Raw genomic sequence first — 26,699 nt, forward strand, 5'->3', positions numbered from 1 at the left:
GAGCATGCGGGGCGGCAATGAGGCTGGCGGAAGCGGCCCTCTGTACACGGCTGCGAGTCCGGCTCACCATGGGAGCGCTCCCAGCCACCTAGCACTGGAGATGATCGCTCGTGAGACTCCAACGCGGCCTCCGCAAATGGGCCGTGACCATGACCGCCGTGAGCGTCGCGGCGTTAGGACTCGCCGTCGGCCAGAGCACGGCCGCGAACGCCGCGGTCGCCTGCGACGTGACCTACTCTGCCAATTCGTGGACGAGCAGCCCTGGTCAGGGCGGTTTCACCGCGAACATCACGCTGAAGAACACCGGCGACGCGCTCAGTTCGTGGACGCTGGCGTTCGACTATCCGACCACGGGCCAGAAGTACACCCCGAGCGGGTGGGGCGCCAGCTGGAGCCAGTCCGGCACCCGCGTCACCGGCACCAACATGTCCTACAACGGCAGCCTGGCCGGTGGCGCGTCCATCTCCGTCGGCTACAACGGCACCTGGTCGGGCAGCAACCCCGACCCGACGTCGTTCAGCGTCAACGGCACCACCTGCGGCGACACGACCCCGGCCAACCCGTCGGTGGTCACCTCGTCCAGCGCGGTCGCCGTGGACGAGGGCGGCACGGCCACGTTCACGGCCCGGCTCTCCGCGGCCCCCAGCTCCAACGTGACCGTCACCACCACCCGCACCAACGGTGACGCCGACCTGAGCGTGAGCTCGGGCGGCTCGCTGACCTTCACCCCGTCCAACTGGGACACGCCGCAGACCGTGACCCTGGCCGCGGCCCAGGACAGCGACACCACGGCGGGCACGGCGTCCTTCAGCGTCACCGGCACCGGCGTCACCGGCGCCACGGTCGCCGCGACCGAGGTCGACGACGACGCCACCACGGAGCAGTCGATCATCGTCTCGCCGACGTCGGTGACCGTACCCGAGGGCTCCACCGGCACGTACACGGTGCGCCTGGCCGAGCAACCCTCGTCGAGCGTGACCGTCACCTCGACGGCGGGCAGCGGCGACGCCGACCTGACCGTCTCCTCCGGCGCCAGCCGCACGTTCACCACCTCGAACTGGAACACCCCGCAGACCGTGACCCTGGCCGGGGCCCAGGACTCCGACACCGCCAACGGCACCCGCACCTTCACCGTCGCCTCCACCGGCCTGACCTCGAGGACGGTCACCGCCACCGAGGCCGACGACGACGGCGGCAACGAGCCCGGCCCGCACGTCGAGAACCCGTACACCGGCGCCACCGGCTACGTGAACCCCAACTGGTCGGCCAAGGCCGCGGCCGAGCCCGGCGGATCCGCGGTGGCCGACATCTCGACCGCCGTGTGGATGGACAGGATCGCCGCCATCGGCGGCTCCGCCGACGCCATGAGCCTGCGCGAGCATCTCGACGAGGCCGTCAGCCAGGACGCCGCCAACGGCTCCGCGCCGCTGACCATCCAGGTCGTCATCTACAACCTGCCCAACCGCGACTGCTCGGCGCTGGCCTCCAACGGCGAGCTGCGCATCTCGGAGGACGGGTTCAACCGCTACAAGAACGAGTACATCAACCCGATCGCCGACATCCTCGACGACCCGCAGTACGCCGGCCTGCGCATCGTCACGATCATCGAGCCCGACTCGCTGCCGAACCTGGTCACCAACATCGACAGCTTCGAGGACTGCCGCGAGGCGAACGGCCCCGGCGGCTACCGCGACGGCGTCCGCTACGCGCTCGACCAGCTGCACGCCATCTCCAACGTCTACACCTACGTCGACGCCGCCCACCACGCCTGGCTGGGCTGGGACTCGAACTTCCAGCCCGCGGTCGACCTGTTCCACGAGACCGTCGCGGGCACCGAGGCCGGCGTGGACAGCGTGGACGGCTTCATCGTCAACACCGCCAACTACTCGATCACCACGGAACCCCACTTCACCATCAACACGACCGTGAACGGCACCTCCGTCCGCCAGTCGGACTGGGTGGACTGGAACTACTACATCGACGAGCTCACCTTCGCCCGTGACCTGCGCGACCGCCTGATCGCCAAGGGGTTCAGGAGCGGCCTCGGCATGCTGATCGACACCTCGCGCAACGGCTGGGGCGGCTCCGACCGCCCGAGCGGCCCGAGCTCCTCGACCGACGTCAACCAGTTCGTCGAGGAGTCGCGGGCCGACCGGCGCATCCACGCCGGCAACTGGTGCAACCAGAGCGGCGCCGGCATGGGCGCGCGGCCGACCGCCAGCCCGGCGAGCGGCCTGGACGCCTACGTCTGGATCAAGCCTCCTGGCGAGTCCGACGGCTCCAGCGAAGAGATCGACAACGACCAGGGCAAGAAGTTCGACCCGATGTGCGACCCGGCCTACCCCGGCAACGACCTCAACGGCAACAACATGTCGGGCGCGCTGCCGGACGCGCCGATCTCGGGTCAGTGGTTCTCGGCGCAGTTCCGCGAACTGCTGGCCAACGCCTACCCGCCGATCAACTGATGCCTGGCAGGCCGGTGGGACCCGCCTGACCCGGATCCCTCCGCCCGCCTGACGGGGCCCGGGCGCACGCGAGTGCGCCCGGGCCCTTGATCGTCACCCGTTCAGGTCACACCGCGTGCCCTGCGCCACTCGGACACGATCTCGTCGACGTCGTAGGGCATCAGGTTGAGCGGTGGGCCCGACAGCCCCGTCCTGATCGCCTCGCGGATGCGGCCGTTGACGTCCTCGACGATGCTCCTGGCCTCGGCCTCGGTGCGCGCTCCTCGTGCCTCGGCCAGCGCCTGCTCGGCGTCCTTGCGCAGCGCCAGCGTCGGCGGCAGGGGCATCGACAGGCCCTCGCTCTCCACCTTCTGCTTGATCCACCACATGTCGCCGGGATCCCGGTCGAGGCCGGGCAGCGGCTTGCCCTTGCCGGGCAGGTCGTCGAACTCGCCGCGCGCCTCCGCCTCACGGATCTGCCGGTCGATCCAGCTCTCGTAAGGCATCCCCGGCGGCTTGCGCTCGGTCACGTACGAGTCTCCTCACGTCAGGTTGTGGGCGGGGGCGATCGGGCCGCGCCAGCCGAGCACGGCCTCGGTCATGCGTACGGACGCGACCGTCGCGGCCACGTCGTGCACGCGCAAGATGCGGGCTCCCTTGAGGATCGCGACGACGTTGGCCGCGATCGTGCCCTCGGTGCGCTCGCCCTGCGGGCGGTCGAGGGTCTCGCCGATGAAGTCCTTGTTGGACAGCGCCACCAGCGTGGGGTAGCCCATCGAGGTGATCTCGCCGAGCCTGCGCGTGAGCTCCAGCGAGTGGTAGGTGTTCTTGTTCAGGTCGTGACCGGGATCGATGATGATCCGGTCGGCCGGAATGCCCGCTTTCAGCGCGAACTCGACCCGCTCGCGCAGGAAATCGGCCACCTCCGTGACGACGTCGGCGTAGCTGGGCCGGACGATCCGCCGGCCGGGCCCGCCGAGGCTGTGGGTGACCACCACGCTGGCGCCGGTCGCCGCCGCGGTCTCCGCGATGCCCGGCTCGCGCAGGCCGTTGGTGTCGTTGATGACGTCGGCGCCGGCCTTGATGGCCGCCCGCGCCACCTGCGCCCTGTGCGTGTCGACGGATATCACGGCGTCGGTGACGGCCCTGACCTGGGCGATCACGGGGACGACCCGCTCGATCTCCTCCTCGGCCGGGATCTGCTCCTGGTCGGCGCTGAAGGCGAACCCGCCGACGTCGACCCAGTCGGCCCCGTCCGCGACGGCCTTGCGCGCCGCCGCGACGGCGCGGTCGAGCGCGTAGGTGCGGCCCCGGTCGTGAAAGGAGTTGGGTGTCCTGTTGACGATGGCCATGATGGCGACCTGGCGCTCGAAGTCGAACTCCCGCCGCCCGATGCGCCGGACCGGGGAGATGATCCCGAGCTTGGGTGTGTCGGCGCTCACGTGGTGGTCCCTTTCCGTCTCCCCGAGCCTACCCGGCCCTCCGCCAGGTCAGACGGCCCGGGATCACCACGTGGTCAGGCGCTGGAGCGGCCGGACCACGACCGGTCGGAGACCGTGATCCGGATCCGCTCCATGGCTCCGCGAACCCGCGGCCTTAACCGCATCGTGAGCAGGACGGTGGTGCCGCGCGGGCCGGTACGGAAGTCGGCCGCGTCGCACAGCTCGCGGATCAGGAAGATCCCCCTGCCCGTGGCGGAGAAGTCCGCCGGCAGGCGGTGGCCGTCGACGTAGCGGTCGGGGATGCCCGTACCCCTGTCGGTGGTTTCCGCGCGGATGAACCCGTCGACCGTCCACAGCCTGAGGTGCCCGTGCCCGCCCGCGTGCTCGACGGCGTTGACCACGCTCTCATGCACGGCCAGCACGAAGTCCGCCAGCCGGGAGCCGCTCAGCCCCGAGTGCTCCGCGCAGCGGGCCACCGACCGGCGCAGCTCGGGCACGTCGTCGAGCGTGAAGGGCTGGGTCAACAGGGTGCGCATGGCAGGCCTCCCACCTCGCCTGGTCGCCGACGCGCAAAGTGACGGGGGGCACGACGTTTCGCTGACGGTCTGTTGTGACGTGGTCCGTACGGGTCATCGTTTCAGCTGCGTCCTCCTACGCCGGTGGCGAGCTCGCGCATCCGGCGAGCCGGCCCGCGATCGGGGGCGAGCGGTCCTGTGTCCATGCCGGCGCCCTCACGCAGCCCGCGGAACAGCTCCCGCATGGCCTCCTGCGATGAGTACTCCGGCGTCCAGCCCAGCACTTCCCTGGCGCGCCGCACGTTCATGACCGGGATGCGGAGGGCGAGCTCCAGCAGCCCCGGGGCCGCGGGCACGAGCCGCAGCCGCCAGCCGGCCGCGACGACCGCCCTCGCCACCTGGGGCGCCACCCGCACGGTGCGGGTGCCGAGCATCTCGGCGAGGTCGTGCGGGTCGAGCACGGGCTCGGCGGCGAGGTTGAACGGGCCGCGCACCTCCTTGGTGACGGCCAGCCGGTAGGCCTCCGCCGCGTCGCGCGCGTGCAGCACCTGCAGCCGCAGCCCGGGGATGTCCGGCACGAACGGGATGAGCCCCGGCCTGATCAGCCGCCGGGGCACGAACGGCCCGCCGAACAACCTGCGCTGCTCGGTCGCGGCGGCCCGCTGGAAGATGAAGCCGGGCCGCATCCGCACCACGCGGATGCCGGGATGGTCGTGCTCGAAGACGTCGAGCACCCGCTCGACGTAGGCCTTCTCCCGCCCGTACGCCGCGTCCGGCCAGCCGTGCGTGGGCCAGCTCTCGTCCACCGGCCGGTCCTTCGGCCCTGGTGAGTACGCCCCCACGGAGGAGGCGTGGACCAGCGCGGGCACCCCCGCCTCCGCCACCGCCCTGAACACCCGCATGCTGCCCAGCACGTTGGCCCGCCAGGTCGTCGCCGGGTCCCTGGTCGGCTGGAACAACCAGGCGAGGTGCACCACCGCGTCGGCGCCGTCGAAGATCCGCACCAGGTCGTCGCTCGCCACGTCGGCCTGCCGCCAGTCGGTGCGGTCGATCCGCCATCCGGGCAGCCGGCGGGCGACCCCGACGATCGAGGTCACGCCGCTGTCCGCGACGAGCGCGCGAACCACGCTGGTGCCGACGTTTCCTGTGGCTCCCACCACCACGACTCTCATGCGACCTCGCTGCCCCACGCCGGCAGCGCGAAACCCGCCCGAACCACCACCCGCCGGAGGACCGGCCCCGCCGGGCGGGCCGCTCACCTGGGGCCCCTGCGGGGTGGGCTGCGCCTCAGCGACCGGTAGGGACAAGGTCGATCGCAACGCCAGTACCAAAAGACACTTTACACTCTCTGTATTGGGTGACTAACTATTGGTAGCGACTCGGTCGGAGCGATAAGGAGCCGTTCGCATGCCGGTGAGCTTCACCCAGCACCACCTCGCGACACGCATTGATCAGAGGTTGGCCGCCTTCCTCGACGACTGGCGGGCTCCCGTCTCCGACCCGGGGGTGGAGGCGGCCTACGGGCTGCTGACCGACTTCATCCTGAGCGGCGGCAAGCGCATCAGGCCGCAGCTGTGTTACTGGGGCTGGCGCGGCGCGGGCGGCGACGACTGCGACGAGATCATCAGCGCCGGCGCCGCCCTGGAGTTGTGCCACGCGGGCCTGCTCATCCACGACGACATCATGGACGGCAGCCAGTTGCGCCGGGGCCGGGCGACCGTGCACAGAAACCTGGCGGAGCTGCACAGAGGTCCGGGCGCGGAGGCGTTCGGACAGGCGGGCGGCATCCTGCTGGGCACGCTCAGCCTGGCGTGGTCCGACGCGCTGCTGTCGTCGTGCGGGGCCGAGCCGCCGCGGTTGCGCGCCGCGCACCACCTGTTCGACGCCATGCGCACCGAGGTGATCAGCGGCCAATATCTCGACATCCTCGGCCAGCTCCGCTCGGGGGCGAGCGTGGACGAGGCGCTCACCATGATCCGCTACAAGACCGCCAAATACACCGTCGAGCGGCCGCTGCAGATCGGCGGCGCCCTGGCCGGCGCCTCGCTGGAGCTGCTCGACTCCTACTCCGCCTTCGGGCTGCCGCTGGGCGAGGCGTTCCAGCTGCGCGACGACATGCTGGGCACGTTCGGCACGTCGTCGGAGACGGGCAAGTCGGCGCTCGACGACCTGCGCGAGGGCAAGCACACGGTGATGTACGCGCACGCCGTGCAGCACGCCTCACCGGCGCAGCTCGCCCATCTCAGACGCTGGCACGGCGACCCGGAGCTGTCCGAGGAGCGCGCGGCGGAGCTACGCCAGATCCTGGCCGACACGGGGGCGCCGGCCAAGGTCGAGTCGATGATCGAGGAACGCGTGGGCCTGGCCATGGCGGCGCTGACGGCGGCGCAGATCAAGCCGGAGGCGGCGCAGGCGCTGACCGTCCTGGCGGACCAGCTCGCGCACCGTACCAAGTGACGATTTGAAGGGGCATCCCGATGGGACGGGTACTTCTTGCCGCCCCGCGCGGCTTCTGCGCGGGCGTCGAACGCGCGATCACCACCGTCGAAGAGGCGCTTGATCGTTTCGGACCACCTGTTTACGTGCGCAAGCAGATCGTGCACAACACGTCCGTGATCCGCGACCTGACCGGGCGCGGCGCGGTCTTCGTCGACGAGCTCGACGAGGTCCCCGACGGCGCTCTCGTCGTCTTCTCCGCCCACGGCGTCGCGCCCGCGGTCAAGCAGGAGGCGCGGCTGCGCGGGTTGGCGACGATCGACGCGACGTGCCCCCTGGTCACGAAGGTGCACAAGGAGGCCGTGCGCATGGCCGAGGCGGGCTACGAGATCGTGCTCATCGGCCACGCCGAGCACGAGGAGGTCGAGGGCACGGTCGGCGAGGCGCCCGGCCGCATCCACGTCGTCGACCCGGCCCGCACCGACGACGTGACAGCCGACGGCTCGGCGCCGGTGGGCTGGCTGTCGCAGACCACGCTGGCCGTCGACGAGACCATGCGGGCCGTCGCCGAGCTGCGCGAGCGTTTCCCGGGCCTGGCCGACCCGCCCAGCGACGACATCTGCTACGCCAGCCAGAACCGCCAGGAGGCCGTCACCAGCATCGCCTCCAGGTGCGACCTGGTCATCGTCGTCGGCTCGGCCAACTCCTCCAACTCCCGCCGGCTGGTGGAGGTCGCGCTCAACGCGGGCGCCGGCGCGGCCCACCTGGTCGACCGGGCCTGCGACGCCGACGAGCGGTGGCTGGCGGGCGTGCGGACCGTCGGGGTCAGCTCCGGCGCGTCCGTGCCGGAAGGGCTGGTCGAGGAGTTACTCGGCTGGCTCGCCGCCCGCGGATACGCCGACGTCGAGCAGGTGACCTTGACGGAGGAGACCCTCACGTTCTCGCTTCCGCCCGAGCTCAGATCCGCCCGCGAACCCTAACGAGATTGGTGGTGCACGATGACAGAAACGACCCAGTCCCACGCCCCGGAGGACGGCGCCGGGCAGCTCAGCCTCAGCACCGACGCCGCACGGCAGCTCTCCACCACGACCAAGACGCCTCCGCAGATGCAGGAGATCACCTCGCGGTGGCTGCTGCGGCTGCTGCCATGGGTGCAGTGCTCCGGGGGCGTGTTCCGGGTCAACCGGCGGCTGACCTACACCCTCGGAGACGGCCGCATCACCTTCAGCACGACCGGATCCAACGTCCGGGTCATCCCGGCCGAGCTCACCGAATTGCCCGTGCTACGCGGTTTCGACGACATGGAGGTGCTCCAAGCGCTGGCCGATCGCTTCGCGCAACAGGAGGTCGAGGCCGGCGAGAAGATCGTGACCGAGGGCGCCCAGATCGACCGGCTCGTGCTGATCGCCCACGGCCGGGTGGGCAAGGTCAGCCGCGGCGCCTACGGCGACGAGCAGAACCTCGGCGTCCTGGCCGACGGCGACCACCTCGGCGAGCAGGCCCTGACGGGCGGCGGCGAGTTCGGGTTCACCGCCAGGGCCAAGACCGCCACCACCGTGCTGACGCTTTCCCTCCAGGACTTCGAGCAGGTCCTCGAACGCTCGCCCGAGCTGCGTGCCCACGTGGAGAGCCGGCGCACCAGCGTCGACCGGGCCCAGAACGACTACGGCGAGGCCGCGATCGACATGTCGGCCGGCCACACCGGTGAGGCCGTCCTGCCCGGCACCTTCGTCGACTACGAGCAGAGCCCGCGCGAATACGAGCTGAGCGTGGCGCAGACCGTCCTGCGGGTGCACAGCCGGGTCTCCGACCTGTACAACCAGCCGATGAGCCAGCTCGACCAGCAGCTCCGCCTGACGATCGAGGCGCTGCGCGAGCGCCAGGAGCACGAGCTGGTCAACAACCGCGACTTCGGCCTGCTCCACAACGCCGACTTCGGCCAGCGCATCCGCACCCGCTCGGGCCCGCCCACCCCCGACGACCTCGACGACCTGCTGTCCGTCGTGTGGAAGGAGCCCGCGTTCTTCCTGGCCCACCCGCAGGCCATCGCCGCCTTCGGCAGGGAGTGCAGCAAGCGCGGCGTCTACCCGCAGGCGAGCGAGGTCAACGGGCACCGGGTGCCGGCCTGGCGAGGCGTGCCGATCTTCCCGTGCAACAAGATCCCCGTCACCGGCGCCCGCACCACGTCGATCATGCTCATGCGCACCGGCCAGGAGAACCAGGGCGTCGTCGGCCTGCACCAGACCGGCATCCCCGACGAATACCAGCCCAGCCTGTCGGTGCGCTTCATGAACATCAACGAGAAGGCCGTCATCTCCTACCTGGTCAGCGTCTACTACTCGGCCGCCGTGCTGGTGCCGGACGCGCTCGGGCTCCTGGAGGACGTCGAGCTCGGCAGGAACGGCTGACCCGCTCCGGGTCCCAGTGATTGGTGGTGATCGTGTTGACGGAGACCGACCAGCGGCTGAGCCTCGACACGGCGGCGGCCCGCACGCTCGCGACGACGACCAAGACGCCTCCGCAGACGCGGGAGATCTCTCCGCGCTGGCTGCTGCGGGTGCTCCCGTGGGTGGACGTCGCGGCCGGCGTCTATCGGGTGAACCGGCGGCTGACGTACGCGGTCGGCGGCGGCCGGGTCGGCTTCGTCACCACGGGCACCCGCTTCCGCGTCGTCCCGCCGAGCCTGGCCGAGCTGCCGCTCCTGCGCGGGCTCGCCGGCGACCCCGCGCTCGACGAGCTCGCGGGCCGCTTCGAGCAGCGGGAATACGCGCAGGGCGAGACGATCGTACGCGCCGGGCGACCGGCCGACGAGCTGCTGCTGATCGCGTACGGAAAGGCGGCGAAGGTCGGCACGGGCCCGTACGGCGACCCGGTCGCGCTCGGCACGCTGGCGGGTGGCGAGCACGCCGGGAGCGAAGGCGGGCCGTGGGGGTTCACGCTGGAGGCGGCGACGGCGTGCACGGTGCTCGCCCTGCCCTGGAGCGAGCTGCGCGCGCTGGCCGACCGGTCGCCGGCGGTGAGCGCGCAACTCGCCCGCCACCGGATCAGCCAGGCCAGACCGCAGAACAAGTGGGGCGAGGCCGAGATCGCCGTCGCCGCCGGCCACCGGGGCGAGGCCGCGCTGCCCGGCACGTTCGCCGACTACGACCCTGGCCCGCGCGAATACGAGCTCAGCGTGTCGCAGACCGTGCTGCGCGTGCACACCCGGGTCGCCGACCTGTTCAACCAGCCGATGGACCAGACCGAGGAACAACTGCGGCTGACGGTCGAGGCCGTACGCGAGTCGCAGGAGCACCAGCTGGTCAACAACCGCGACTTCGGCCTGCTCCACAACGCCGATCCGGGCCAGCGCATCCACACCCGCACCGGCCCTCCGGGGCCCGACGACCTGGATGAGCTGCTCTGCCGCAGGAAGAAGTCCCGCTATTTCCTCGCCCACCCGAGGGCCATCGCCGCCTTCCACCGCGAATGCACCGCCGCAGGCCTCTACCCCGGCAGCACCGAGCTGGAGGGCGTCCGGCTGACCGTGTGGCGCGGCGTGCCCATCCTGCCGTGCGACAAGATCCCGATCAGCCCGGCGGGCACCACCTCGATCCTCGTCATGCGCACGGGCGAGGAGGACCAGGGAGTCGTCGGCCTGCGCCCGAGCAGCGTCCCCGACGAGCGCGAGCCGGGCCTCAGCGTGCGGTGCACCGGCATCGACGCGCGGGCCGTCGCCTCCTACCTGGTCAGCGCCTACTACTCGGCGGCGGTCCTGGTGCCCGACGCGCTCGGGGTGCTGGAGAACGTCGAGGTAGCCCGCTGATGAAGGAGTGACCATGAGCCAGCCGTTCGAACTGCCGGACTTCTACATGCCGTATCCCGCCCGGCTCAACCAGCATCTTGAGCAGGCGCGCGACCACTCCACTCGGTGGGCGCGCGACATGGGCATGCTCGAAGGCTCGGGCGTCTGGGAGGAGGCCGACCTCGACGCCCACGACTATCCGCTGATGTGCGCCTATACCCACCCTGACTGCGACGGCGCCGAGCTCTGCCTGATCACCGACTGGTACGTGTGGGTCTTCTTCTTCGACGACCACTTCCTCGAGGTGTTCAAACGCAGCGGCGACCTGGCGGGCGGACGGGCCTATCTCGACCGGCTGCCGCTCTTCATGCCGATGGGCGCCGACCTGTCCATGCCCGAGCCGGCCAACCCGGTCGAGGCAGGGCTGGCCGACCTGTGGGTCCGTACGGTGCCCGGCATGTCCGCCGACTGGCGGTCCCGTTTCGCCGAGAGCACGCGCAACCTGCTCAACGAGTCGCTGTGGGAGCTGGCCAACATCAACAAGGGCCGGGTGGCCAACCCGGTCGAGTACATCGAGATGCGGCGCAAGGTCGGCGGCGCGCCCTGGTCGGCGGGGCTGGTCGAGCACGCGGTCGGGGCCGAGGTGCCGGCGCGGATCGCCGCGTCACGGCCGATGCGGGTGCTGCGCGACGCCTTCTCCGACGCCGTCCACCTGCGCAACGACCTGTTCTCGTACGAGCGGGAGGTCAGGGACGAAGGCGAGCTGAGCAACGGGGTGCTGGTGCTGGAGAAGTTCCTCGGCTGCACCACGCAGGAGGCCGCCGACGCGGTCAACGACCTGCTGACCTCGCGGCTGCACCAGTTCGAGCACACCACGTGCACCGAGCTCGGGCCGCTGTTCGTGGAGAACGCCATCGACCCGCTGAGCGCGGCCGGCGTGCTGGCGTACGTCAAAGGGCTGCAGGACTGGCAGTCGGGCGGGCACGAGTGGCACATGCGCTCCAGCAGGTACATGAACAAGCGGGCGACGGCGAGCCGGCCGCTGGGCATGTCGTCGCTCGTCGACCTGCTGGGCGCCAAGCGGCTGCGGAACTTCGCGCACGTGCCGCACCAGAAGGTGGGGCCGTCGATCGTGCCCGAGCTCTACGTGCCGTTCGAGCTCCGGTTGTCGCCGCACCTCGACGCCTCCCGGCGCAACATCGTGACGTGGTGCGCGGAGATGGGCATCCTGGAGGCCCAGCCTGGCGTGGTGGGCTCGGCGGTGTGGGACGAGAAGAAGCTGTTCGACTACGACCTGCCGCTCTGCGCGGCGGGCCTGCATCCCGACGCCACGCCCGAGGAGCTGGACCTGGCCTCGTTCTGGCTGGCCTGGGGCACGTACGGCGACGACTACTTCCCCGCCGTCTTCGGCAGGTCGCGCAATCTCGCGGCAGCCAGGGTGGCGGTGGCCAGGTTCGGGGCGTTCATGCCGCTCGACGGCGCGCCGGCGACGCCGCCCGCGAGCGCGCTGGAGCGCTCGCTGGCCGACCTGTGGGCCCGTACGGCGGCGCCGATGCCGCTCGGTGACCGGCGCAAGCTGCGTACGGCGATCGAGCTCATGTGCGACGGCTGGTTGTGGGAGCTGGCCAACGAGCTGGCCCACCACATCCCCGACCCGGTCGACTACATCGAGATGCGCAGGCTGACCTTCGGCTCCGACCTGACGATGAGCCTGTGCCGGCTGCGGCACACCAAGGGCATCCCGGAGGAGGTCTGTGGCAGCGGCCCGATGGTGGCGCTGGAGAACGCCATGATGGACGCGGGGTGCCTGGTCAACGACATCTTCTCCTACCAGAAGGAGATCGAGTTCGAGGGCGAGGTGCACAACTGCGTCCTGGTGGTCCAGAACTTCTTCGGCTGCGACTACCCGGCGGCGGTGGCCATCGTCAGCGACCTGATGGCGTCGCGGGTGCGGCAGTTCGAGCACATCGTGGAGCACGAGCTGCCGATCGTCTGCGATGACTTCGGCCTGGACGCGGAGGCCAGGCGGGATCTCGACGGGTTCGTGGCCGAGCTGCGCGACTGGCTGGCCGCCATTCTCAACTGGCATCGCGGGTGTTTCCGCTATGACGAGAAGTCCCTGCGCCGGCACAAGGCGCCGCCGCGGTGGCGGCTCGGCGGTCCCACGGGCCTGGGCACCTCGGCGGCCGTCGTCACCGCCGCCCGGGGCTAGGTGGGGGCGTGGATGCGGGGCTGGTAGTACCAGCCCATCATGCGCATCAGCCGCTGCTGGTACGGCGTGACGTTGTGCAGGCGGATCCACCGTTGCGAGGGCGGCACGGTGGGCATGAGGAGCACGCGCAGGCCTGAGACGTCGATGAAGGTGAGCTCGCCGGTGTCGACGACGACGTAGGGGCCGCGGCGGCACCGGGTCAGGGCGCTGGCCAGGGCGGCACTGTTGGTGGCGTCGATCTCGCCGACCAGCGAGACGTCCGGCGCTCCTGGCGCCGCACGCACCACGATGCTCAGCTGCTCGTCCTGATAGAGCAGCAGCTCTTCGACGCCGCTCACGCTCCCCGCACCCCCCAACACGAACTCCGGGGGTTGTATGCCGAAATGCTCCCTGCGAGGTATGACCGCCAGGGCGTCTGGCGGTTAACCAGATCCAAGGCTACACGAGGTTTGTGGGGCTATGTAAATTTCGCTGTAAAAATACCGAATCACGGGGAAATTATGACGGCTAACGCTTTCCGGACAGGACGGGCGTGCCCGCGCCGGCTGCGGACATGACGGACCGGCCTGTCCGGAGGCGCTGAGGCGCGTGGGGCCCTCTCTCGCGCCGTGACCGACCAGGGGCCTGCCCGGTAAGGTGCCGCCACGGCTTCGTGGCTACCGGCCTGGCCTCATGTCAGGCGTGCGCGGGGAGCCGGCACCGCCTCGGACGGCTCAGTTGTCGTCGCCGACGCGCTCCTGGTTGCTGAGGATGGTGAGGTCGATGTCCTGCAGGTTACCCGCGGAGCCGACGTTGATGTACTTCACGGAGTCGTTGCCGACGTCGTTGAGCGCGGTGAGGTCGTCGGCGACGCTCAGCTGGCTCAGGATCTGCTTGCCCTTGTTGTAGGGGTTGGGAACGTCGGCCGAGGCGCTCGTGGCCGAGAAGCCCAGCATGAAGCCCGCGATGGCTGCACCGACAAGAATGCGACGCATCATTTCTCTACTTCTCCTTGATCGAAATCGGCGCGGAATGCGCGTCTTCGGATTCGCTCGCACAGGGTCGCGAGATTTTCGTGGATAACAATCTCGTGCCCACCGGTAGGCCGCAACCGGGCTTAGCTAAGTCGAAGTCAAATGCGCGCCCCATTTCCTTGGCCGCCCTTCGCGGCCGGTTCGGACAGATACCGACTTGTCCCGATTTATACGGAGTGAGACGCGCGCGATTTTTCATCTTATCGCCATACGCGCGCCCCGCATGTCCCAAAGGTGTTTCATCTCCACAGGAGTGGCGGAATGCTCCCGACGGAACATCCTGCTGTGCCACCGACGAGTCACGGGAGCGCTGAATATGCCATGAAAAGAACACAGCCGCCGCTGGCGACCGCACTGGCCCTGACCATTCTGGGCGCCATGAATTCCACGCCCGCGCTGGCCGCCCACAGATGCGGCGCACACTCGCCGGGCCATTGCAGGATGGCGGCAGAAAATGCCCTCGACGCGGCGCGTTCACCGGCCGGCGCCATCGCCGTTCGGGCGGCGATCGAAATGATCGGCATCCCGTACTCGTGGGGCGGCGGCGGTGTGAACGGGCCGGGCTACGGAGTCGGGAGAGGGGCCAGGATCAGGGGATTCGACTGCTCGGGCCTCACCGAGTACGCGTGGGCGCGGGCCGGCGTGCTGATCGGCACGACGACGCACGAGCAGTGGCGGTCGGGCGTGCGGATCGCCAGGGAAGACGTGCAACCCGGCGACCTGGTCTTCTACGACAGCGACAGGAGCAACTCCGGGCCCGAGCACGTGGCCGTGGCGGTGGACGCGACGCGGATGGTGCACGCTCCGTACACCGGCGCTCTCGTACGGATCGATCCGCTCGACCGGCGCACCTTCCTCGGGATCGTGCGGCCGAGCGAGAGCGCGGCCGACGTCGCCGGCGGCGAACGCGTGTAGGCGCTGGCGCGCGGCCCCGGTCGTCCTGCAGTGATCGACCAGGGTCGCGCGGCGCTGAAAGCCCGGCGGCCACCAAGCCCGTGCCGTGGACTCGCGAATATCCACGACCCGTTCTCCGGTTCACCTCAAGGCACGAGGAAGACGACCTTGGCCAGGGCGGGCTCCCCTTATGCGGAACGGGAGTCGCCGATCGGCTTCCTGCCTGCGCACGTGAGGAGCCGTCAGTTGTCGTCGCCGACGTTCTTCTGGTTGCTCAGAACGCTGGCGTCGATGTCGTTGAGGTTGAGTGCGGACAGGATGTTGTTGTACTTGACCGAGTCGTTGAGCACGTCGTTCAGCGCGGTCAGGTCGTCGACGGCGCTCAGCTGGCTGAGAATGTTCTGCCCCTCATTGTGCGGGTTGGGGACGTCGGCGGAAGCTCCGGCGGCGGAGAAGCCGAGCGCGGCGGCCGCGATTGCTGCCCCTGCCAGAATGCGACGGATCATGTTTTGTTTCCTCCATGGACAGGCGCGGAAATTCCGGCGCCATAGTCGTTTTCGCAGGGCTGTGAGGTGCCGCCCATAACAATCGTGGCAGGCAGCGGAAACCGCAACTCGGAATGCCCTCCCGGAGGTCAAGGGGAAACCTCGGTTTCTTGGCGTCGGATTTTCCCGCTCTTCGCCGACGCGCCACATATATGCGCCGCCGGCAGACCGGGCATGGATATTCGTTTTGGTTGCCCGCGTGGCCGATGGCCCTCCCGTTCACTTCCTTTTAGGTAACGATCACCCGAAACTTGGGAATCGCGGTACGCCGCTCGGCGTACCGCGATCGCCCTCTCCTGACGGACGTGCGGCGCGCGCCGAGGCGGCGACGATGGTCATCGAGTTACCGAATCCCCGAGGCAGGTGAGATCGATGCGGCCACCTATCCGCAAGACGGTCCTGGTCATCCACATCATCGTGTCGGTCGCGCTGCTCGGTGAGGTGTGGGGCCTGGTGGTGCTGAACACCGCGGCGACGCTGACAAATGATCCGGGGCTCGCGCACGCCGCCTACCGGTTGATGCCGAACCTGGTGTTCGCGGGCGGCATACCGCTCAGCCTCACCGCCTTGGTCACCGGCATCACGCTGGGTCTGACCAGCCATTGGGGGCTGTTTCGCTATTACTGGGTGGCGGTCAAGCTCGGGCTGCTGGTGGCCGTGATCTGCGTGGGCATGTTCCTCTTCGATCCGGAGGGAATGGCGGCCGCCACCGAAGGGGGCACGGCGGCCGTCGCCTCGGACCAGTGGAGCCAGACGGCCGCGCTGGGCGCGCAGATCGTCATGCTCATCGCGTCGACGGCGTTGTCGGTGTTCAAACCGCGCTGGAAGCTGCGGGTGACGCCGGCTCCGGCGGCGTGACGGGGGCGACAGCCCTCCGCCCGAACGACCCGTCGCGACCGCTCTTCGGGCCGGTGAGCCGACCCGCGAGGCCGCACGCCGCGTCAGGGGTGTTCGTTGAGGTGGTGGAGGGCGGAGGAGAGCCGGCGCACGGCCGCCAGGCATTCGTGGGCGGTTTCCACGCCCAGTTCGGCCACGAGGCGGTCGGCGAGCTCCTGGTGCGCGGGGGTGATCCTGGCGATGGACGCGCGGCCCGCCGCCGTCGGCTGGAGCAGCTTCGCCCGGCGATGCGCGGGGTTGGGCCGGTATTCGGCCAGCCCCCGCTCCACCAGCAGGTCGGCGACGCGCTGCACGCCCTGCCTGCTCATCCCCATGACCCGGGCGATCCCGGCGACGGGCAGCGGCTCGCGCAGCACGGCTCCCAGCACCTGCCACCACGCCGCCGTTATCCCCGCCGGCCGGGCGAGCCCTTCGGCCACCTGGAGGAACTGGCCGTTGAGCCGGAACGCCTCCAGCGCCAGGCCCGAAAGCAGGTCGGACGACTCGGTCATGCCGCCATCAGCACCTCGAAGGCCGAAGCGTCACTCCTGGCGAACAACCGGAACCACGCGTCGAGCACCTCGGGCCGGTAGATGTCGAGCCGCCGGAAGATCTCCCTGGCGAACGCCACCGGCTCCGTCGGGCCGGCTGTGATGAGGTCGCCGTCGAGCACCGCGTCACGGTCGAGGTAGTGGTCGGCGCCCGCGTAGCCCTGCTGGGCCTGCAAATAGTGCACGACGGCGCTGGTGTGGTCGCGGTCGTCCAGCAGCCCTTCGCGGGCGAGCCCGGCCGTGGCGCCGCAGATGGCGGCGACCGGCACGCCCGCGTCGAGGAACTCCCTGGCCTTCCGCGCGAACGGCGCCAGCACGTCGCCGGAGTCCCACAGATCCGCGCCGGGCAGGATGAGCAGCGCGCTGTCCTCGGGGGCCAGCCGGTCGAGCGCGAGGTCGGGCGCGACGCGCAGCCCGCCCATGCTGACCACGGGGTCGGCGGACGGGCCCACCGTGACGATCTCGTAACCGCCGGGCTCGCGGTGGAACCGCCCGCTGCGCAGGTGGGCGGTGGCGTGCCCGGTCTCCCAGTCGGCGAAGGTGTCGTACACGGCGTGGTGGATCAGCTTCATGACAACATACTGTCATTAGGGCAACATGCTGTCAATAAGTTCCCATGGGAGTATGGTCCGCATGGCAGAGATCGTCGGCGGGGGACGTCCAGTCAACGACGCCGAACGGCGGGTGATCACCTACCTGCGAGATCACGCGCCAGCCGACTGGTTGCTGCTGCACAACGTCGAGCTTCCGCGCGGCCACGACGTCTTCGAGGTCGACCTGATCGTGCTGACCGGCCACTCGCTCGTGGTCGTCGACGTCAAGGGCACCCGGGGACGCATCGAGGTGTCCGGCACCCGCTGGTTCCCGCCGCGCAGGGAGGCGTTCGGCTCCCCCGTGGCCAAGCTGCGCGGCACCGCGAAGGCGCTGAAAGGGCTGCTGGTGGCGCAGGCCACGCAGCTTGAGCGGGTCTACGTCGACTCCCTGGTCGTGCTCACCTCTCCCGACGCCGAGCTGGTCGATCCCGCGGGGCGCGACGCGGTCAACGTCACCGACCTGCCGGGACTGCTGGCCACGTTGAGCGACGTCTCACGGGTCAGGCGCGGATGCAGCCCCGACGTGAGGCCGTACATGACGGCGATCCTCGACGCGCTCAACCAGACAGTGCGCCGCAGCACCGCACCGCCCAGGTTTGGCAACTGGGAGGTCGAGGAGCAACTCGGCGGCGACGCCAAGGTCACCGAATATCGGGCGTTCAACGTGACACTGCCCGGCAGCGAGACCGTGCTGCTCCGGGTCTACCAGGCCGATCCGCTGGCCGACCACGAGGCGCGGGCGGCCGAGCGGCAGCGCATCGCCAACGCCTACCAGACCCTGGCCCGCATCCCGCCCCACCCATGCGTGGTCCGCCCGCGCGACTTCTTCGCCATCGACGACGAGAGCCGGTTCGTGCTGGTGCTCGACGACGTGCACGGCGAGTCCCTGCACCTGGCGCTGGGCCGGGGCGCCCGGCTGAGTGTGATCAAGGATCTGCTGAGCGGGCTGGCGCACGCGCACGCCAACGGCGTCGTCCACCGGGCGCTGACGCCCGCGTCCGTGCTGGTCACCGACGACGGGCACGCGGTGCTGACCGGGTTCGACTACGCCAAGCCCGGGCCGCGCGACTACACCGTGGCCCACGAGCTGGGCAACGTGCTCGACGCCCACTACGCGGCGCCGGAGTGCCAGGAGCGCCCCGACCGGATGACGACCGCCTCCGACGTCTACGCCGCGGGAGCCATCGCCTACCAGCTCCTCACCGGCCAGCTCCCGACGAGCGCCGACGCCCACGGGCCCGACGTGCCCGAGGTGGTGCGCAGGATGCTCGACCACTCCCCCGCCAAGCGGCCGTCCGCCGCCGAGGCGCTCGACGCCCTGACGGCGTCTCCGCTCCAGGAGTCGCGGCTCAGACGTCTCGTACGTCGCCTGGTGTCCCGTTCATGACCACCGGCCTGCGTCCCGTCGAAGAGCACGACCTGCCTTTCCTGCGTCGGCTCATGAGCGACCCCGACAGCACGGGCGAATTCCAGTGGTACGGCTTCCAGAACCCCCACCACCTGCGCCGGCGCTGGGAGGAACACGGGATGCTCGGCGACGACGGCGGCATCCTGATCATCGCGGACGGAGACGACCGGGCCGGGTTCGTGTCGTGGAACAAGCAGGTGGCCGACCGTGCGAGCTTCTACTGGTCGATGGGGCTGATCGTGGCGCCGGAGTTCCGGGGCAGGGGGTACGGCACGCAGGCGCAGCGGCTGATCGCCCGCTACCTGTTCGACCACTCGACGGTCAACCGGATCGAGGCGACCACCGAGATCACCAACGTTGCGGAGCAGCGGGCGCTGGAGAAGGCGGGGTTCACGCGCGAGGGCGTCCTGCGGGGCGTCGGCTTCCGCGCGGGGCGGTGGCATGACGGCGTGCTCTACAGCATGCTCCGCGCCGACCTCGAGTCCTGACCCGCGCGGGCGCGCAGGCTCGCAACAGGCGGCTGTGGCGGAGCGATCCGGCTCGTGCAGGCTGCCGGCAGGAGCGACCGGCTCAGGTGGGGAGGTCGCGGCTGAGCGATCCGGCTCAGGCGGGCAGGTTGCGGCGGAGCGCCCTGGCGTGCCGGAGGTAGTCGAGCGCCAGCCCGGTACGCCCGGCCGAACGGTGCAGCTCCCCGAGCAGCTCGGTGGTCGAGGCCTCCCCGCTGCGGTCGCCGAGCTCCTGGAAGATCTCCAGCGAGCGTTCGAGCCCGGTGGAGGCCCGCGCCAGGTCCCCGCGTTCGGCCTGGAGCCCGGCCAGGCTCTGCAGCGCGTACGCCCCGCAGTGCCGGTCCCCCAGCGACTCGAAGATCTCCAGCGCGTGCCGGTGGAACGACATCGCGTGGTGCAGGTGCCCCATCTGGACGCACACGCAGCCTTCCCGGTGGGCGTCCCCGAGTTCCTGGGCCAGCCGCATGGCCTGAACCAGGGATTGCGACGCCTGCGCCAGGTCCCCGGACTTGAGGCAGACCCGGCCGATGGCCTGGCGGGCGTACGCTTCGCCCTGTTTGTCGCCGGTGGCCAGGAAGATGGCCAGGGCGTGCCGGAAGTGTCCGAGGGAGCGGGCGTATCTGCCGCGGAACTGGCTCACCGCGCCGAGGCCACAGATGGAGGTGGCTTCCGCCCGGCTGTCGCCTAAGTCATGAAATATGTGGAGAGATCGGGTGAAGCCCTCCGCGGATTCCTCGTACCGGTCCTGGTAGAGGCTGACCTGGGCCAGCCCTCTCAGCATGGCGGCCTCACCGTACGTGTCGCCGGCGGCGCGGGCGGCGGCCAGCGCCGAGGCGTGGGTACGCCGCCAGGTGCCGAGGTCGCAGCGCAGGTCGAGGCAGGGCACCATGGCCGCGGCCAGCCCCCACGCCGACTCGGCCAGCCCCAGCCCGGCCGCCACGTCCACCGCGCCCGCCAGCGCCTCGTGCTCGGCCTCGAACCAGGTGACCGGGTCGGCGGTCAGCCGTTCGAGCGTGCGCTCGGGCAGCCGCCAGCGCGGCGCCCTGGCAGCGGTGAGGCTGAACACGGTGGTCGGCAGCCGCGCCATGGCGTGCTCGGTGGTCGCCGTCCACGCGGCCAGCACCCTGGCCACGGCGTCGAGCCCGTCCCGTTCTCCCGCCCCGCCGGACAGTGCGGGGCCGCGTTCGAGCGCGTGCCGGCCGATGAGGTCGGGCACCCGGTAGCGCGGCTGGCCCACCGGATCGGTGCCGACCACGTCGAGCAGGTTGACGTCCACCAGCAGGTCGGTGACGTCGTGCGCGCCGTGCCTGCCGAGCGCGGCGTCGATCACCCACCCCGGCTGGGCGGACGCGCCGAGCCTGCCGAGCGTGCCGAGGATGCGGGCGGCCTCGTCGGGCAGGCGCGCGTAGCCGTGGTCCAGGGTGGCCCGCACGTCTCCCAGCTCCCCGAGGCAGTCGTCCTCCAGGCGCTGCCTGAGCACCGCCAGCGACCAGCCGGGCCGGCCGGCCAGCCGCGCGCCGGCGTTCCTGACCGCCAGTGGCAGCCGCCCGCACGCGGCCACGATCGCCTGCGCGGCCTCCCGCTCGCGGGCCACGCGGTCCTCCCCCACGATGCTGCCGAGCAGGGACAGCGCCTCCCGCGGGCCGAGCCGGCCGAGCTGGATCCGTAACGCGCCCGGCAGCTCGGTGATCCGGCGCCTGCTGGTGACGATGACCGCGCTGCCGTTGCCGGGCAGCAGCGGCCGCACCTGGCCGGCGTCGCGGGCGTCGTCCAGTACCACCAGCATCGGCCGCTCGGCCAGCAGCGACCTGTACAGCGCCGAGCGCTCGCGCACCGTGGGCGGCGCCGCCTCCACTCCGAGCGCTCTGAGCGCCTCGGCCAGCAGGTCGCCCGGCTCCCTGCCGTCCAGTTCCAGGTAGAGCTGCCCGTCGGGGAAGGACGCGCACAGCGCGTGCGCGGCGTGCACGGCCAGCGCCGACTTGCCCGCGCCGGGCGGCCCCGAGATCACCGCGACGGAGAACGGCTCCGCGAGCTCGGCCAGGGCGCCGACCCTGCCGGTGAAGTCGGGCAGATCAGGCGGAAGCTGCCGGGGGACGGCGGGCAGCGCGTCGTCCGCCAGGATCAGTTCGTACGCCCCGCGCAGCTCCGCACCCGGCTCGACGCCGAGCTCGTCCACGAGCCTGCCCCTGACCGTGGCGTAGGCGCGCAGGGCCTCGGCCTTCCTGCCGCCCCTGTGGAGGGTCAGCACCAGGCGCCCCCACAGGTCCTCCCGGTAGGGGTGCTCGGCCAGCAGCCCGCGCAGCCCGGAGATCGCGCCGTCGTGGTCGCCCTGCTCAAGCCGCCGCTCGATCAGGGCTTCCGCGGCGTGCAGGCGCCCCTGATGGAGGAGTTCGAGACGGCGGTCCCAGACCGGGCTGCCCGGCAGGTCGCACAGCGGCGCGCCGCGCCAGAGCGCGAGAGCCTCCGCGTACTCGCCCCGGTCCACCAGGTCCTCGAAGAGCAGCAGGTCGAGCGCGCCGTCGGCCACGTCGATCGCGTAGCCGGAGCCGTCGGCGCGCAAGTGCCCCTGGCCCAGCTCCGACCTGAGAACGCTCACATACGTGCGCACGTTGGCCTGCGCGGAACGCGGCGGGCGATGCGGCCAGAGCACCTCGACGAGCTGGTCGGCGCCGACCATCTGGCCCGCGTCCAGCAACAGCGTGGCCAGCAGCAGCCGGGGTTTCCTGCCGGAGATCCGTACGGGACGTCCGGCGGACCGGACTTCGAGCGGCCCGAGCACGTGGAAAGTGATCGACATCCGCATCAGCTCCTCTACAGAGGCCTGACAGCTTTTGTATTTGTTCTGGACGTTTTATGTGCGGCTTATGCAGACCCTTGTCTCAGAGATCCCACGGGAAAGGATCACCCCATGAAGCTCAGCGGAGCAATGGTCGCGGGCGTCGCACTCTTATTCAGCCTCGGAACGACGACGACCGCCGCGGCCGACCCGGCGCCGGAGTCGGAGCAGGCGCAGATCCTCGCGACCAACTTCCAGCTGCCGTTCCCCTGCGGCCAGTCCTGGACGGGCAACTCCAGCGCCAGCAGCGCGCACAGGTCGTACGAGATCGACTTCAACCGCGGCAGCACCGCGAACGCCGACCTCGGCGACACCGTGGTGGCCGCCGCGGCCGGCACCGTGGTGATCTCGGCACACCAGGGCTCGACGAACGGCTTCGGCAACCTGGTCAAGATCGACCACGGGTCGGGCTGGTCCACGTACTACGCCCACCTGAACGTGCGCTCGGTCAGCCAGGGACAGTCCGTCTCGCAGGGCCAGAAGATCGGCACGGTGGGCAACACCAGCAAGCCGGGCAACAACATCAGCCCTCACCTCCACTACGAGGTACGTCAGGGAAGCAGCTATCCGTCCAACATCCAGCGGGCCGTTTTCAACGGGACGACCTTCGGCTACCCCCAGCAGACGCTGACCTCCAGGAACTGCGGCGGCTCCAGCAACCCGTACAGCCCGCAGGAGGTCTGCGGCACGGGCTTCAACGTGATCGACTCGGCCGCGCTCGGGAGCAACGGCACCGTCTACCTGCTCTACAACAGCGGCAACCGCAGCAACTGCGTCGTCACGCTGAAGGCGAAGTCGCTCGGCACCGCCACCGCGACCAGCGCCTACCTGGAGGTGCAGGGCAGCGCGAGGAAGACCGACTCGGGCAACTTCTCCTACTACGCGGGACCGGTGACCGCGTCCGCGCCCAGCACCTGCGTCAAGTGGGGCGGCTCGGCCGGCGGCACCTCGTACGACAGCCCCTGGGAGCACTGCGACTAGAGCGGCGACCAGGACCGGGCCGGGTGGTGGCGCGCCGCCCGGCCTACGCCTGCGCGATCGTGTCGAGGACGTCGACGACGTAGAGCATGGGCGCGGGCCCCGGGGAGGGCACGGCCACCCGGCTGCCGACGCGCAGGCCGTCCAGGGCGGCCGTCCAGCCCGCGGGCACGGAGCCCTCCTTCAGCGTGAACGCGCTGGGCCCGCCCCTCCGGTAGGACGAGTCCACGACCGTGCGTGACGGCCAGGCGGCGGCCACGTACTGGACCACGATCTTCGAGCCGGGCACGACCTGCGGCCCCGAGCCGTCGATGAGGACGCGCGGCTGCGCGGCCGGCGTCAGGTCGGCGGGAATGACCGGCAGGGGACGCCCGACGAGCCGGGCGTCGGGCGGATAGCCGCCCAGGATGTCGAAGACCAGCACCAGCGTGTCCGCCGGGGCCAGGCCGGTCAGCGGCACCTGAGGGCCGAGAGCGTCCGCCGCCGGGCTGATCAGCATGACCCTGCTGCCCGCCGGACGGCCGATGAGCGACTGCCGCCACGTCTCCGACACCTGCCTGCCGTCGAAGACCACCGTCGTGGGCTGGTGCCCGTCGTGGGTGCTGAGGTAGGGCTGGTTGCCGGACCAGCGCCGGATGTCGACGTCGGCGAGCACCACGTCACCGGGGACCGTACGACGGCCGCTGCCCACGGACAGCACCGCGATGCGCGGCGTGTGGCCCGGGTTTCCCTTGGGGATGGCGACGACCGGTTTGCTGCCGAACGCGCCCGAGACGACGGGCTGCGTGCCCTCCTCAGCCGCGCCGCACGAGGCGGCCAGCATGAACAGGGCGGGCCAGATCAGACGCACGATTCTCCTCCAGGGCCAGGTCCGAAGGAGTTACTTGCCGCTATGGCGAAAAGGAATGCCGCTGCTCTCGCCATCTCACGACAAAGGGCGCGGGACACTGGGGTGCGTGAGTCGAACCGATGGGACGAGCAGGCCGAAGCTGGCGCGCAGGGTCGCCGACGCGGCCGAGATCGCGCTGACCGCCAGGAAATACGTGACGTTCATCGACGTGGTGACGGGCCTGCGCTGGTTGCACACCAGGCACGTCGACGTCTGGCGGCAGGGCAGGGCGGCCACGCTGGCCGAGCTGTCCGACGTCGGCGAGGACCGCCTGCTCAGCGCGGCCGCCCTGCTGCGGGAGTGGGCCCTGGCCAAGGGGTTGCGGCCGGTCGACACGCCCTACGTGGCCGGCACCCGCGACCGCCGCGAGCTGCGCTTCACGTCGGGCGGCGGGCAGGAGGCGTTCCGCGTGCACTGGCTCTCGCCCGATCTCAGCGAGGCACGGGTGCGGCGGCTCACCGAGGCGCAGAGCAAGCCGCCCGACCTGGTGGCGGTGGCCCCGCTCGACGCCTGGACGTGCGCGGCCTGCGGCGACACCGGCCCCTACCTGATCATGGAGGACGACCGGCCGCACTGCCTGACCTGCGCGGACCTCGACCACCTGACATTCCTGCCGGCGGGCGACGCGGCGCTCAGCCGGCGGGCCAAGAAGGAGAGCGGCTTGTCCGCGGTGGTCGTCCGGTACAACCGGCGGCGCAAGGTCTACCAGCGCATGGGCCTGCTGGTGGAGGAGGCCGCGCTGGCCGCCGCCGAGGAGCGCTGCCTGGCCGACGAGGAGGTGCGGCTGCGCCGCAGGGAGCGCGACCGCGTACGCAGGGCGGAGCAGGACGTCGAGTTCCAGACCAGGATGGCGGCCGAGATCGCCCGGTTGTTCCCCGGCTGCCCCGAGCCGCGGGCGCGGGAGATCGCCGAGCACGCGGGCCAGCGCGGCAGCGGCCGGGTGGGCAGGTCGGCGGCGGCCAGGGCGCTCGACGAGAACGCCATCACGCTCGCCGTGATCGCCTCCGTCCGGCATCTCGACACCGACTACGACAGCCTGCTGATGTCGGGCGTGCCGCGGATGGAGGCCCGCGACCTGATCCGCGAGCGAATCGAACACAAGCTCGACGAGTTCCGGGGTAACGTGCGGGCATGAGCGACTGGCACGACGTACGCGAGGAGCTGCGCGCCTTCGCCCTCGGGCTGCCCGAGAGCCACGAAGCCCACCCGTGGGGCGAGACGGTGGTCAAGGTGAACAAGAAGGTGTTCCTCTTCCTCGGCCTGGAGGAGCAGACCGAGAAGTGGGACCCGACGTTCGGCGTGAAGCTGCTGTCGGAGGCGCACGGCCACGCGCTGACCGTCGAGGGGGCGCGGCCCAGCGGCTACGGGCTCGGCAAGGCGGGGTGGGTGACCGTGCCGTTCCTGTCGGAGCTGCCCGAGACCGAGGTGCTGCTCGACTGGGTGGAGGAGAGCTACCGCGCGATCGCCCCCAAACGCGCGGTCAAGCTGCTGGACGAGACTAGGTGACGGCCAACCGCCTGGCATACCTCTCGTCCCGCCACAGCTCCTTGTCCAGCACCTCCAGCAGGGTGGCGGCGGCGGCGTGGACGTCGGCGTAGCCGACGTAGAGCGGCGCGAAGCCGAACCTGAGGATGTCGGGCGCGCGGAAGTCGCCGTGCACGCCGCGGTCGATCAGCGCCCGCATCACCGGATAGCCGTCGGGGTGGCGGAAGCTCACCTGGCTGCCGCGCGCGGCGGCGTCCGCCGGCGAGGCGAGCTCCAGCGCGTCACCGACGAGGTCGACGAAGAGCGAGGTCAGCGCCATGCTCTTGGCCCGCACCTGCGCCATCGGCACCTCCTCCCACATGTCGAGCGCGGCGTCGAGCGCGGCGAACGACAACACGTGCGGGGTGCCCACCGCGAACCGCCTGACGCCCTCGGCCGGCCGGTAGCCGGGCTCGAACGCGAACGGCTCGGCGTGGCCGTTCCAGCCGGACAACACGTTCTCGGCGGCGGCGTGGTGGCGCGGGTTGACGTAGAGGAAGGCGGGCGCGCCGGGCCCGGCGTTCAGATACTTGTACGTGCACCCGAGCGCGAAGTCGGCCGCCGAGACGTCCACCTCCATGGCGCCCACGCTGTGGCACACGTCCCAGACCATGAGCGCTCCCGCCGCCTGCACCTCGGCGGTGATCGCGGGCACGTCGTGGCGGGCGCCGGTGGCGTAGTCGACCTCCGCCATCAGCACCACGGCGGCGTCGTCGAAGCGCCCCTCCGCGACGTCGCGCACCTCGTAGCCGCCGAGCAGGCCGGCCAGCCCTTGCACCATGTAGTGGTCGGTGGGGAAGTTCCGTACGTCGGAGACGATCACCCGGCGGCCGGGGCGCAACCGCAGCGCGGCAGCCACCGCCTGGAAGACCGCGATGGAGGTGGTGTTGCCCACCACGACCTGCCCGGGGCCGGCGCCGATCAGCGGGGCCAGCCGGTCGCCGGCCGCCAGCGGCTGCCCGAACCACCCGGCGTGGTTCCAGCCGCCGACGAGTTGCCCGCCCCACTCGTCCTCGACCGCCCGGCGCACCCGCTCGACGGCACGCCGGGGCAGCGCGCCCAGCGAGTTGCCGACGAGGTAGACGACGTCCTCCGGCAGCACGAACTCGTCCTTGAAGCGCCGCAGCGGGTCGTCCGCGTCGAGGGCGAGGCACCGCTCGCGGGTGACGGCGAGGCCGCGCGCCACCGCCGGATCGGGCGGAACGACGGGACCGCGCGAGACGGCGCGCTCATGGGGGACGCCCTGGTCGCGC

The 26,699-nt window shown here is 70.8% G+C and carries 25 protein-coding genes; 13 read left to right on the plus strand and 12 right to left on the minus strand.

Annotated elements, in window-relative coordinates; all coding sequences use genetic code 11:
• The first annotated feature begins 110 nt into the window (after positions 1-110).
• A complete protein-coding gene (locus ACTWPV_RS24820; RefSeq protein ID WP_443153624.1) occupies positions 111-2,465 on the plus strand; it encodes a glycoside hydrolase family 6 protein in 2,355 nt (784 codons plus the stop codon).
• Between the two features lie 101 nt (positions 2,466-2,566).
• Here ACTWPV_RS24820 and ACTWPV_RS24825 read toward each other — a convergent pair whose 3' ends face one another.
• The 4 genes from ACTWPV_RS24825 to ACTWPV_RS24840 all read right to left on the minus strand — a co-directional run bounded on the left by ACTWPV_RS24825 (position 2,567) and on the right by ACTWPV_RS24840 (position 5,573).
• The gene (locus ACTWPV_RS24825; protein ID WP_347647948.1) at positions 2,567-2,974 is read right to left on the minus strand and encodes a DnaJ family domain-containing protein; all 408 of its coding nucleotides are present in this window, start codon (positions 2,972-2,974) and stop codon (positions 2,567-2,569) included.
• Positions 2,975-2,986: 12 nt separating this feature from the next.
• Entirely contained in the window at positions 2,987-3,886 is a 900-nt protein-coding gene (gene folP / locus ACTWPV_RS24830) for a dihydropteroate synthase (RefSeq protein WP_443153625.1), read from the minus strand.
• Positions 3,887-3,960: 74 nt separating this feature from the next.
• The gene (locus ACTWPV_RS24835) at positions 3,961-4,422 is read right to left on the minus strand and encodes an ATP-binding protein (protein ID WP_443153626.1); all 462 of its coding nucleotides are present in this window, start codon (positions 4,420-4,422) and stop codon (positions 3,961-3,963) included.
• Positions 4,423-4,523: 101 nt separating this feature from the next.
• On the minus strand, positions 4,524-5,573 hold the full coding sequence (locus ACTWPV_RS24840) for an NAD-dependent epimerase/dehydratase family protein (RefSeq protein WP_443153627.1): 1,050 nt from the start codon (positions 5,571-5,573) through the stop codon (positions 4,524-4,526).
• Positions 5,574-5,808: 235 nt separating this feature from the next.
• On the opposite strand from ACTWPV_RS24840, the gene ACTWPV_RS24845 reads away from it, so the two are divergent.
• Genes ACTWPV_RS24845 through ACTWPV_RS24865 form a run of 5 tightly spaced genes read left to right on the plus strand, consistent with a single transcriptional unit; the run spans position 5,809 to position 12,833 of the window.
• Positions 5,809-6,858, plus strand: a complete 1,050-nt coding sequence (locus tag ACTWPV_RS24845) for a polyprenyl synthetase family protein (RefSeq protein ID WP_347647952.1) — start codon at positions 5,809-5,811, stop codon at positions 6,856-6,858.
• A 20-nt stretch (positions 6,859-6,878) separates the two neighbouring features.
• Positions 6,879-7,817: a 4-hydroxy-3-methylbut-2-enyl diphosphate reductase gene (locus tag ACTWPV_RS24850; protein WP_443153628.1), complete on the plus strand. Its 939-nt coding sequence runs from the start codon at positions 6,879-6,881 to the stop codon at positions 7,815-7,817.
• A gap of 18 nt (positions 7,818-7,835) precedes the next feature.
• On the plus strand, positions 7,836-9,245 hold the full coding sequence (locus tag ACTWPV_RS24855; protein ID WP_347647954.1) for a family 2B encapsulin nanocompartment shell protein: 1,410 nt from the start codon (positions 7,836-7,838) through the stop codon (positions 9,243-9,245).
• A gap of 35 nt (positions 9,246-9,280) precedes the next feature.
• Positions 9,281-10,642, plus strand: a complete 1,362-nt coding sequence (locus ACTWPV_RS24860) for a family 2B encapsulin nanocompartment shell protein (RefSeq protein WP_443153724.1) — start codon at positions 9,281-9,283, stop codon at positions 10,640-10,642.
• 13 nt (positions 10,643-10,655) lie between these two features.
• Complete coding sequence (locus ACTWPV_RS24865; protein ID WP_443153629.1) at positions 10,656-12,833, plus strand: terpene synthase family protein; 2,178 nt, start codon at positions 10,656-10,658, stop codon at positions 12,831-12,833.
• On the opposite strand, the gene ACTWPV_RS24870 is transcribed toward ACTWPV_RS24865, so the two are convergent.
• Both ACTWPV_RS24870 and ACTWPV_RS24875 read right to left on the minus strand, forming a co-directional pair.
• Entirely contained in the window at positions 12,830-13,171 is a 342-nt protein-coding gene (locus ACTWPV_RS24870; RefSeq protein ID WP_347647956.1) for an STAS domain-containing protein, read from the minus strand. The two genes, ACTWPV_RS24865 and ACTWPV_RS24870, sit on opposite strands and share 4 nt — an antisense overlap.
• 375 nt (positions 13,172-13,546) lie before the next feature.
• Complete coding sequence (locus ACTWPV_RS24875) at positions 13,547-13,810, minus strand: hypothetical protein (protein ID WP_443153630.1); 264 nt, start codon at positions 13,808-13,810, stop codon at positions 13,547-13,549.
• 477 nt (positions 13,811-14,287) lie between these two features.
• Between ACTWPV_RS24875 and ACTWPV_RS24880 the strand changes: the two genes are divergently transcribed.
• Positions 14,288-14,761: a C40 family peptidase gene (locus ACTWPV_RS24880; protein ID WP_443153631.1), complete on the plus strand. Its 474-nt coding sequence runs from the start codon at positions 14,288-14,290 to the stop codon at positions 14,759-14,761.
• A 221-nt stretch (positions 14,762-14,982) separates the two neighbouring features.
• Here ACTWPV_RS24880 and ACTWPV_RS24885 read toward each other — a convergent pair whose 3' ends face one another.
• Positions 14,983-15,246 carry a hypothetical protein gene (locus ACTWPV_RS24885; protein ID WP_347647959.1) on the minus strand — a complete coding sequence of 88 codons (264 nt, stop codon included), beginning with the start codon at positions 15,244-15,246 and terminating at the stop codon, positions 14,983-14,985.
• A gap of 411 nt (positions 15,247-15,657) precedes the next feature.
• On the opposite strand from ACTWPV_RS24885, the gene ACTWPV_RS24890 reads away from it, so the two are divergent.
• Complete coding sequence (locus ACTWPV_RS24890) at positions 15,658-16,143, plus strand: hypothetical protein (RefSeq protein WP_443153632.1); 486 nt, start codon at positions 15,658-15,660, stop codon at positions 16,141-16,143.
• Between the two features lie 83 nt (positions 16,144-16,226).
• Here the strand turns inward: ACTWPV_RS24890 and ACTWPV_RS24895 are convergent, their stop codons facing one another.
• Entirely contained in the window at positions 16,227-16,673 is a 447-nt protein-coding gene (locus ACTWPV_RS24895) for a MarR family winged helix-turn-helix transcriptional regulator (RefSeq protein WP_443153633.1), read from the minus strand.
• On the minus strand, positions 16,670-17,284 hold the full coding sequence (locus ACTWPV_RS24900; protein WP_443153634.1) for a type 1 glutamine amidotransferase family protein: 615 nt from the start codon (positions 17,282-17,284) through the stop codon (positions 16,670-16,672). The genes ACTWPV_RS24895 and ACTWPV_RS24900 overlap by 4 nt, the downstream gene beginning before the upstream one ends.
• Positions 17,285-17,345: 61 nt before the next feature.
• On the opposite strand from ACTWPV_RS24900, the gene mads6 reads away from it, so the two are divergent.
• Together mads6 and ACTWPV_RS24910 are read left to right on the plus strand one after the other, a co-directional pair.
• Positions 17,346-18,692 (plus strand): methylation-associated defense system protein kinase MAD6, encoded by a 1,347-nt coding sequence (gene mads6, locus ACTWPV_RS24905; RefSeq protein ID WP_443153635.1) that lies wholly within the window; start codon positions 17,346-17,348, stop codon positions 18,690-18,692.
• Complete coding sequence (locus ACTWPV_RS24910) at positions 18,689-19,201, plus strand: GNAT family N-acetyltransferase (protein WP_443153636.1); 513 nt, start codon at positions 18,689-18,691, stop codon at positions 19,199-19,201. Before mads6 ends, ACTWPV_RS24910 begins: the two co-directional genes overlap by 4 nt.
• 115 nt (positions 19,202-19,316) lie before the next feature.
• Here the strand turns inward: ACTWPV_RS24910 and ACTWPV_RS24915 are convergent, their stop codons facing one another.
• Positions 19,317-22,016, minus strand: a complete 2,700-nt coding sequence (locus tag ACTWPV_RS24915; RefSeq protein WP_443153637.1) for a BTAD domain-containing putative transcriptional regulator — start codon at positions 22,014-22,016, stop codon at positions 19,317-19,319.
• A 111-nt stretch (positions 22,017-22,127) separates the two neighbouring features.
• On the opposite strand from ACTWPV_RS24915, the gene ACTWPV_RS24920 reads away from it, so the two are divergent.
• Positions 22,128-23,036, plus strand: coding sequence for a M23 family metallopeptidase (locus tag ACTWPV_RS24920; RefSeq protein ID WP_347647966.1), 909 nt, complete (start codon positions 22,128-22,130; stop codon positions 23,034-23,036).
• A gap of 43 nt (positions 23,037-23,079) precedes the next feature.
• On the opposite strand, the gene ACTWPV_RS24925 is transcribed toward ACTWPV_RS24920, so the two are convergent.
• Positions 23,080-23,883, minus strand: a complete 804-nt coding sequence (locus ACTWPV_RS24925) for an FKBP-type peptidyl-prolyl cis-trans isomerase (protein ID WP_443153638.1) — start codon at positions 23,881-23,883, stop codon at positions 23,080-23,082.
• A 106-nt stretch (positions 23,884-23,989) separates the two neighbouring features.
• On the opposite strand from ACTWPV_RS24925, the gene ACTWPV_RS24930 reads away from it, so the two are divergent.
• Together ACTWPV_RS24930 and ACTWPV_RS24935 are read left to right on the plus strand one after the other, a co-directional pair.
• Positions 23,990-25,057 (plus strand): DUF2293 domain-containing protein, encoded by a 1,068-nt coding sequence (locus ACTWPV_RS24930; protein WP_443153639.1) that lies wholly within the window; start codon positions 23,990-23,992, stop codon positions 25,055-25,057.
• A complete protein-coding gene (locus ACTWPV_RS24935) occupies positions 25,054-25,428 on the plus strand; it encodes an MmcQ/YjbR family DNA-binding protein (protein WP_347647969.1) in 375 nt (124 codons plus the stop codon). Before ACTWPV_RS24930 ends, ACTWPV_RS24935 begins: the two co-directional genes overlap by 4 nt.
• On the opposite strand, the gene kynU is transcribed toward ACTWPV_RS24935, so the two are convergent.
• A complete protein-coding gene (gene kynU / locus ACTWPV_RS24940; protein ID WP_443153725.1) occupies positions 25,421-26,632 on the minus strand; it encodes a kynureninase in 1,212 nt (403 codons plus the stop codon). The two genes, ACTWPV_RS24935 and kynU, sit on opposite strands and share 8 nt — an antisense overlap.
• Positions 26,633-26,699 lie beyond the last annotated feature (67 nt).

Source organism: Nonomuraea sp. KM88, assembly GCF_052245635.1.
GTDB lineage: Bacteria > Actinomycetota > Actinomycetes > Streptosporangiales > Streptosporangiaceae > Nonomuraea.

What these genes read in the sequence shown, in the direction of transcription:
- ACTWPV_RS24835 (WP_443153626.1), bottom strand. Translation starts at nt 4,422, where the DNA reads ATGCGCACCCTGTTGACCCAGCCCTTCACGCTCGACGACGTGCCCGAG.
- ACTWPV_RS24840 (WP_443153627.1), bottom strand. Translation starts at nt 5,573, where the DNA reads ATGAGAGTCGTGGTGGTGGGAGCCACAGGAAACGTCGGCACCAGCGTG.
- ACTWPV_RS24845 (WP_347647952.1), top strand. Translation starts at nt 5,809, where the DNA reads ATGCCGGTGAGCTTCACCCAGCACCACCTCGCGACACGCATTGATCAG.
- ACTWPV_RS24850 (WP_443153628.1), top strand. Translation starts at nt 6,879, where the DNA reads ATGGGACGGGTACTTCTTGCCGCCCCGCGCGGCTTCTGCGCGGGCGTC.
- ACTWPV_RS24855 (WP_347647954.1), top strand. Translation starts at nt 7,836, where the DNA reads ATGACAGAAACGACCCAGTCCCACGCCCCGGAGGACGGCGCCGGGCAG.
- ACTWPV_RS24865 (WP_443153629.1), top strand. Translation starts at nt 10,656, where the DNA reads ATGAGCCAGCCGTTCGAACTGCCGGACTTCTACATGCCGTATCCCGCC.
- ACTWPV_RS24875 (WP_443153630.1), bottom strand. Translation starts at nt 13,810, where the DNA reads ATGATGCGTCGCATTCTTGTCGGTGCAGCCATCGCGGGCTTCATGCTG.
- ACTWPV_RS24880 (WP_443153631.1), top strand. Translation starts at nt 14,288, where the DNA reads ATGGCGGCAGAAAATGCCCTCGACGCGGCGCGTTCACCGGCCGGCGCC.
- ACTWPV_RS24885 (WP_347647959.1), bottom strand. Translation starts at nt 15,246, where the DNA reads ATGATCCGTCGCATTCTGGCAGGGGCAGCAATCGCGGCCGCCGCGCTC.
- ACTWPV_RS24890 (WP_443153632.1), top strand. Translation starts at nt 15,658, where the DNA reads ATGCGGCCACCTATCCGCAAGACGGTCCTGGTCATCCACATCATCGTG.
- ACTWPV_RS24895 (WP_443153633.1), bottom strand. Translation starts at nt 16,673, where the DNA reads ATGACCGAGTCGTCCGACCTGCTTTCGGGCCTGGCGCTGGAGGCGTTC.
- ACTWPV_RS24900 (WP_443153634.1), bottom strand. Translation starts at nt 17,284, where the DNA reads ATGAAGCTGATCCACCACGCCGTGTACGACACCTTCGCCGACTGGGAG.
- mads6 (WP_443153635.1), top strand. Translation starts at nt 17,346, where the DNA reads ATGGCAGAGATCGTCGGCGGGGGACGTCCAGTCAACGACGCCGAACGG.
- ACTWPV_RS24910 (WP_443153636.1), top strand. Translation starts at nt 18,689, where the DNA reads ATGACCACCGGCCTGCGTCCCGTCGAAGAGCACGACCTGCCTTTCCTG.
- ACTWPV_RS24915 (WP_443153637.1), bottom strand. Translation starts at nt 22,016, where the DNA reads ATGTCGATCACTTTCCACGTGCTCGGGCCGCTCGAAGTCCGGTCCGCC.
- ACTWPV_RS24920 (WP_347647966.1), top strand. Translation starts at nt 22,128, where the DNA reads ATGAAGCTCAGCGGAGCAATGGTCGCGGGCGTCGCACTCTTATTCAGC.
- ACTWPV_RS24935 (WP_347647969.1), top strand. Translation starts at nt 25,054, where the DNA reads ATGAGCGACTGGCACGACGTACGCGAGGAGCTGCGCGCCTTCGCCCTC.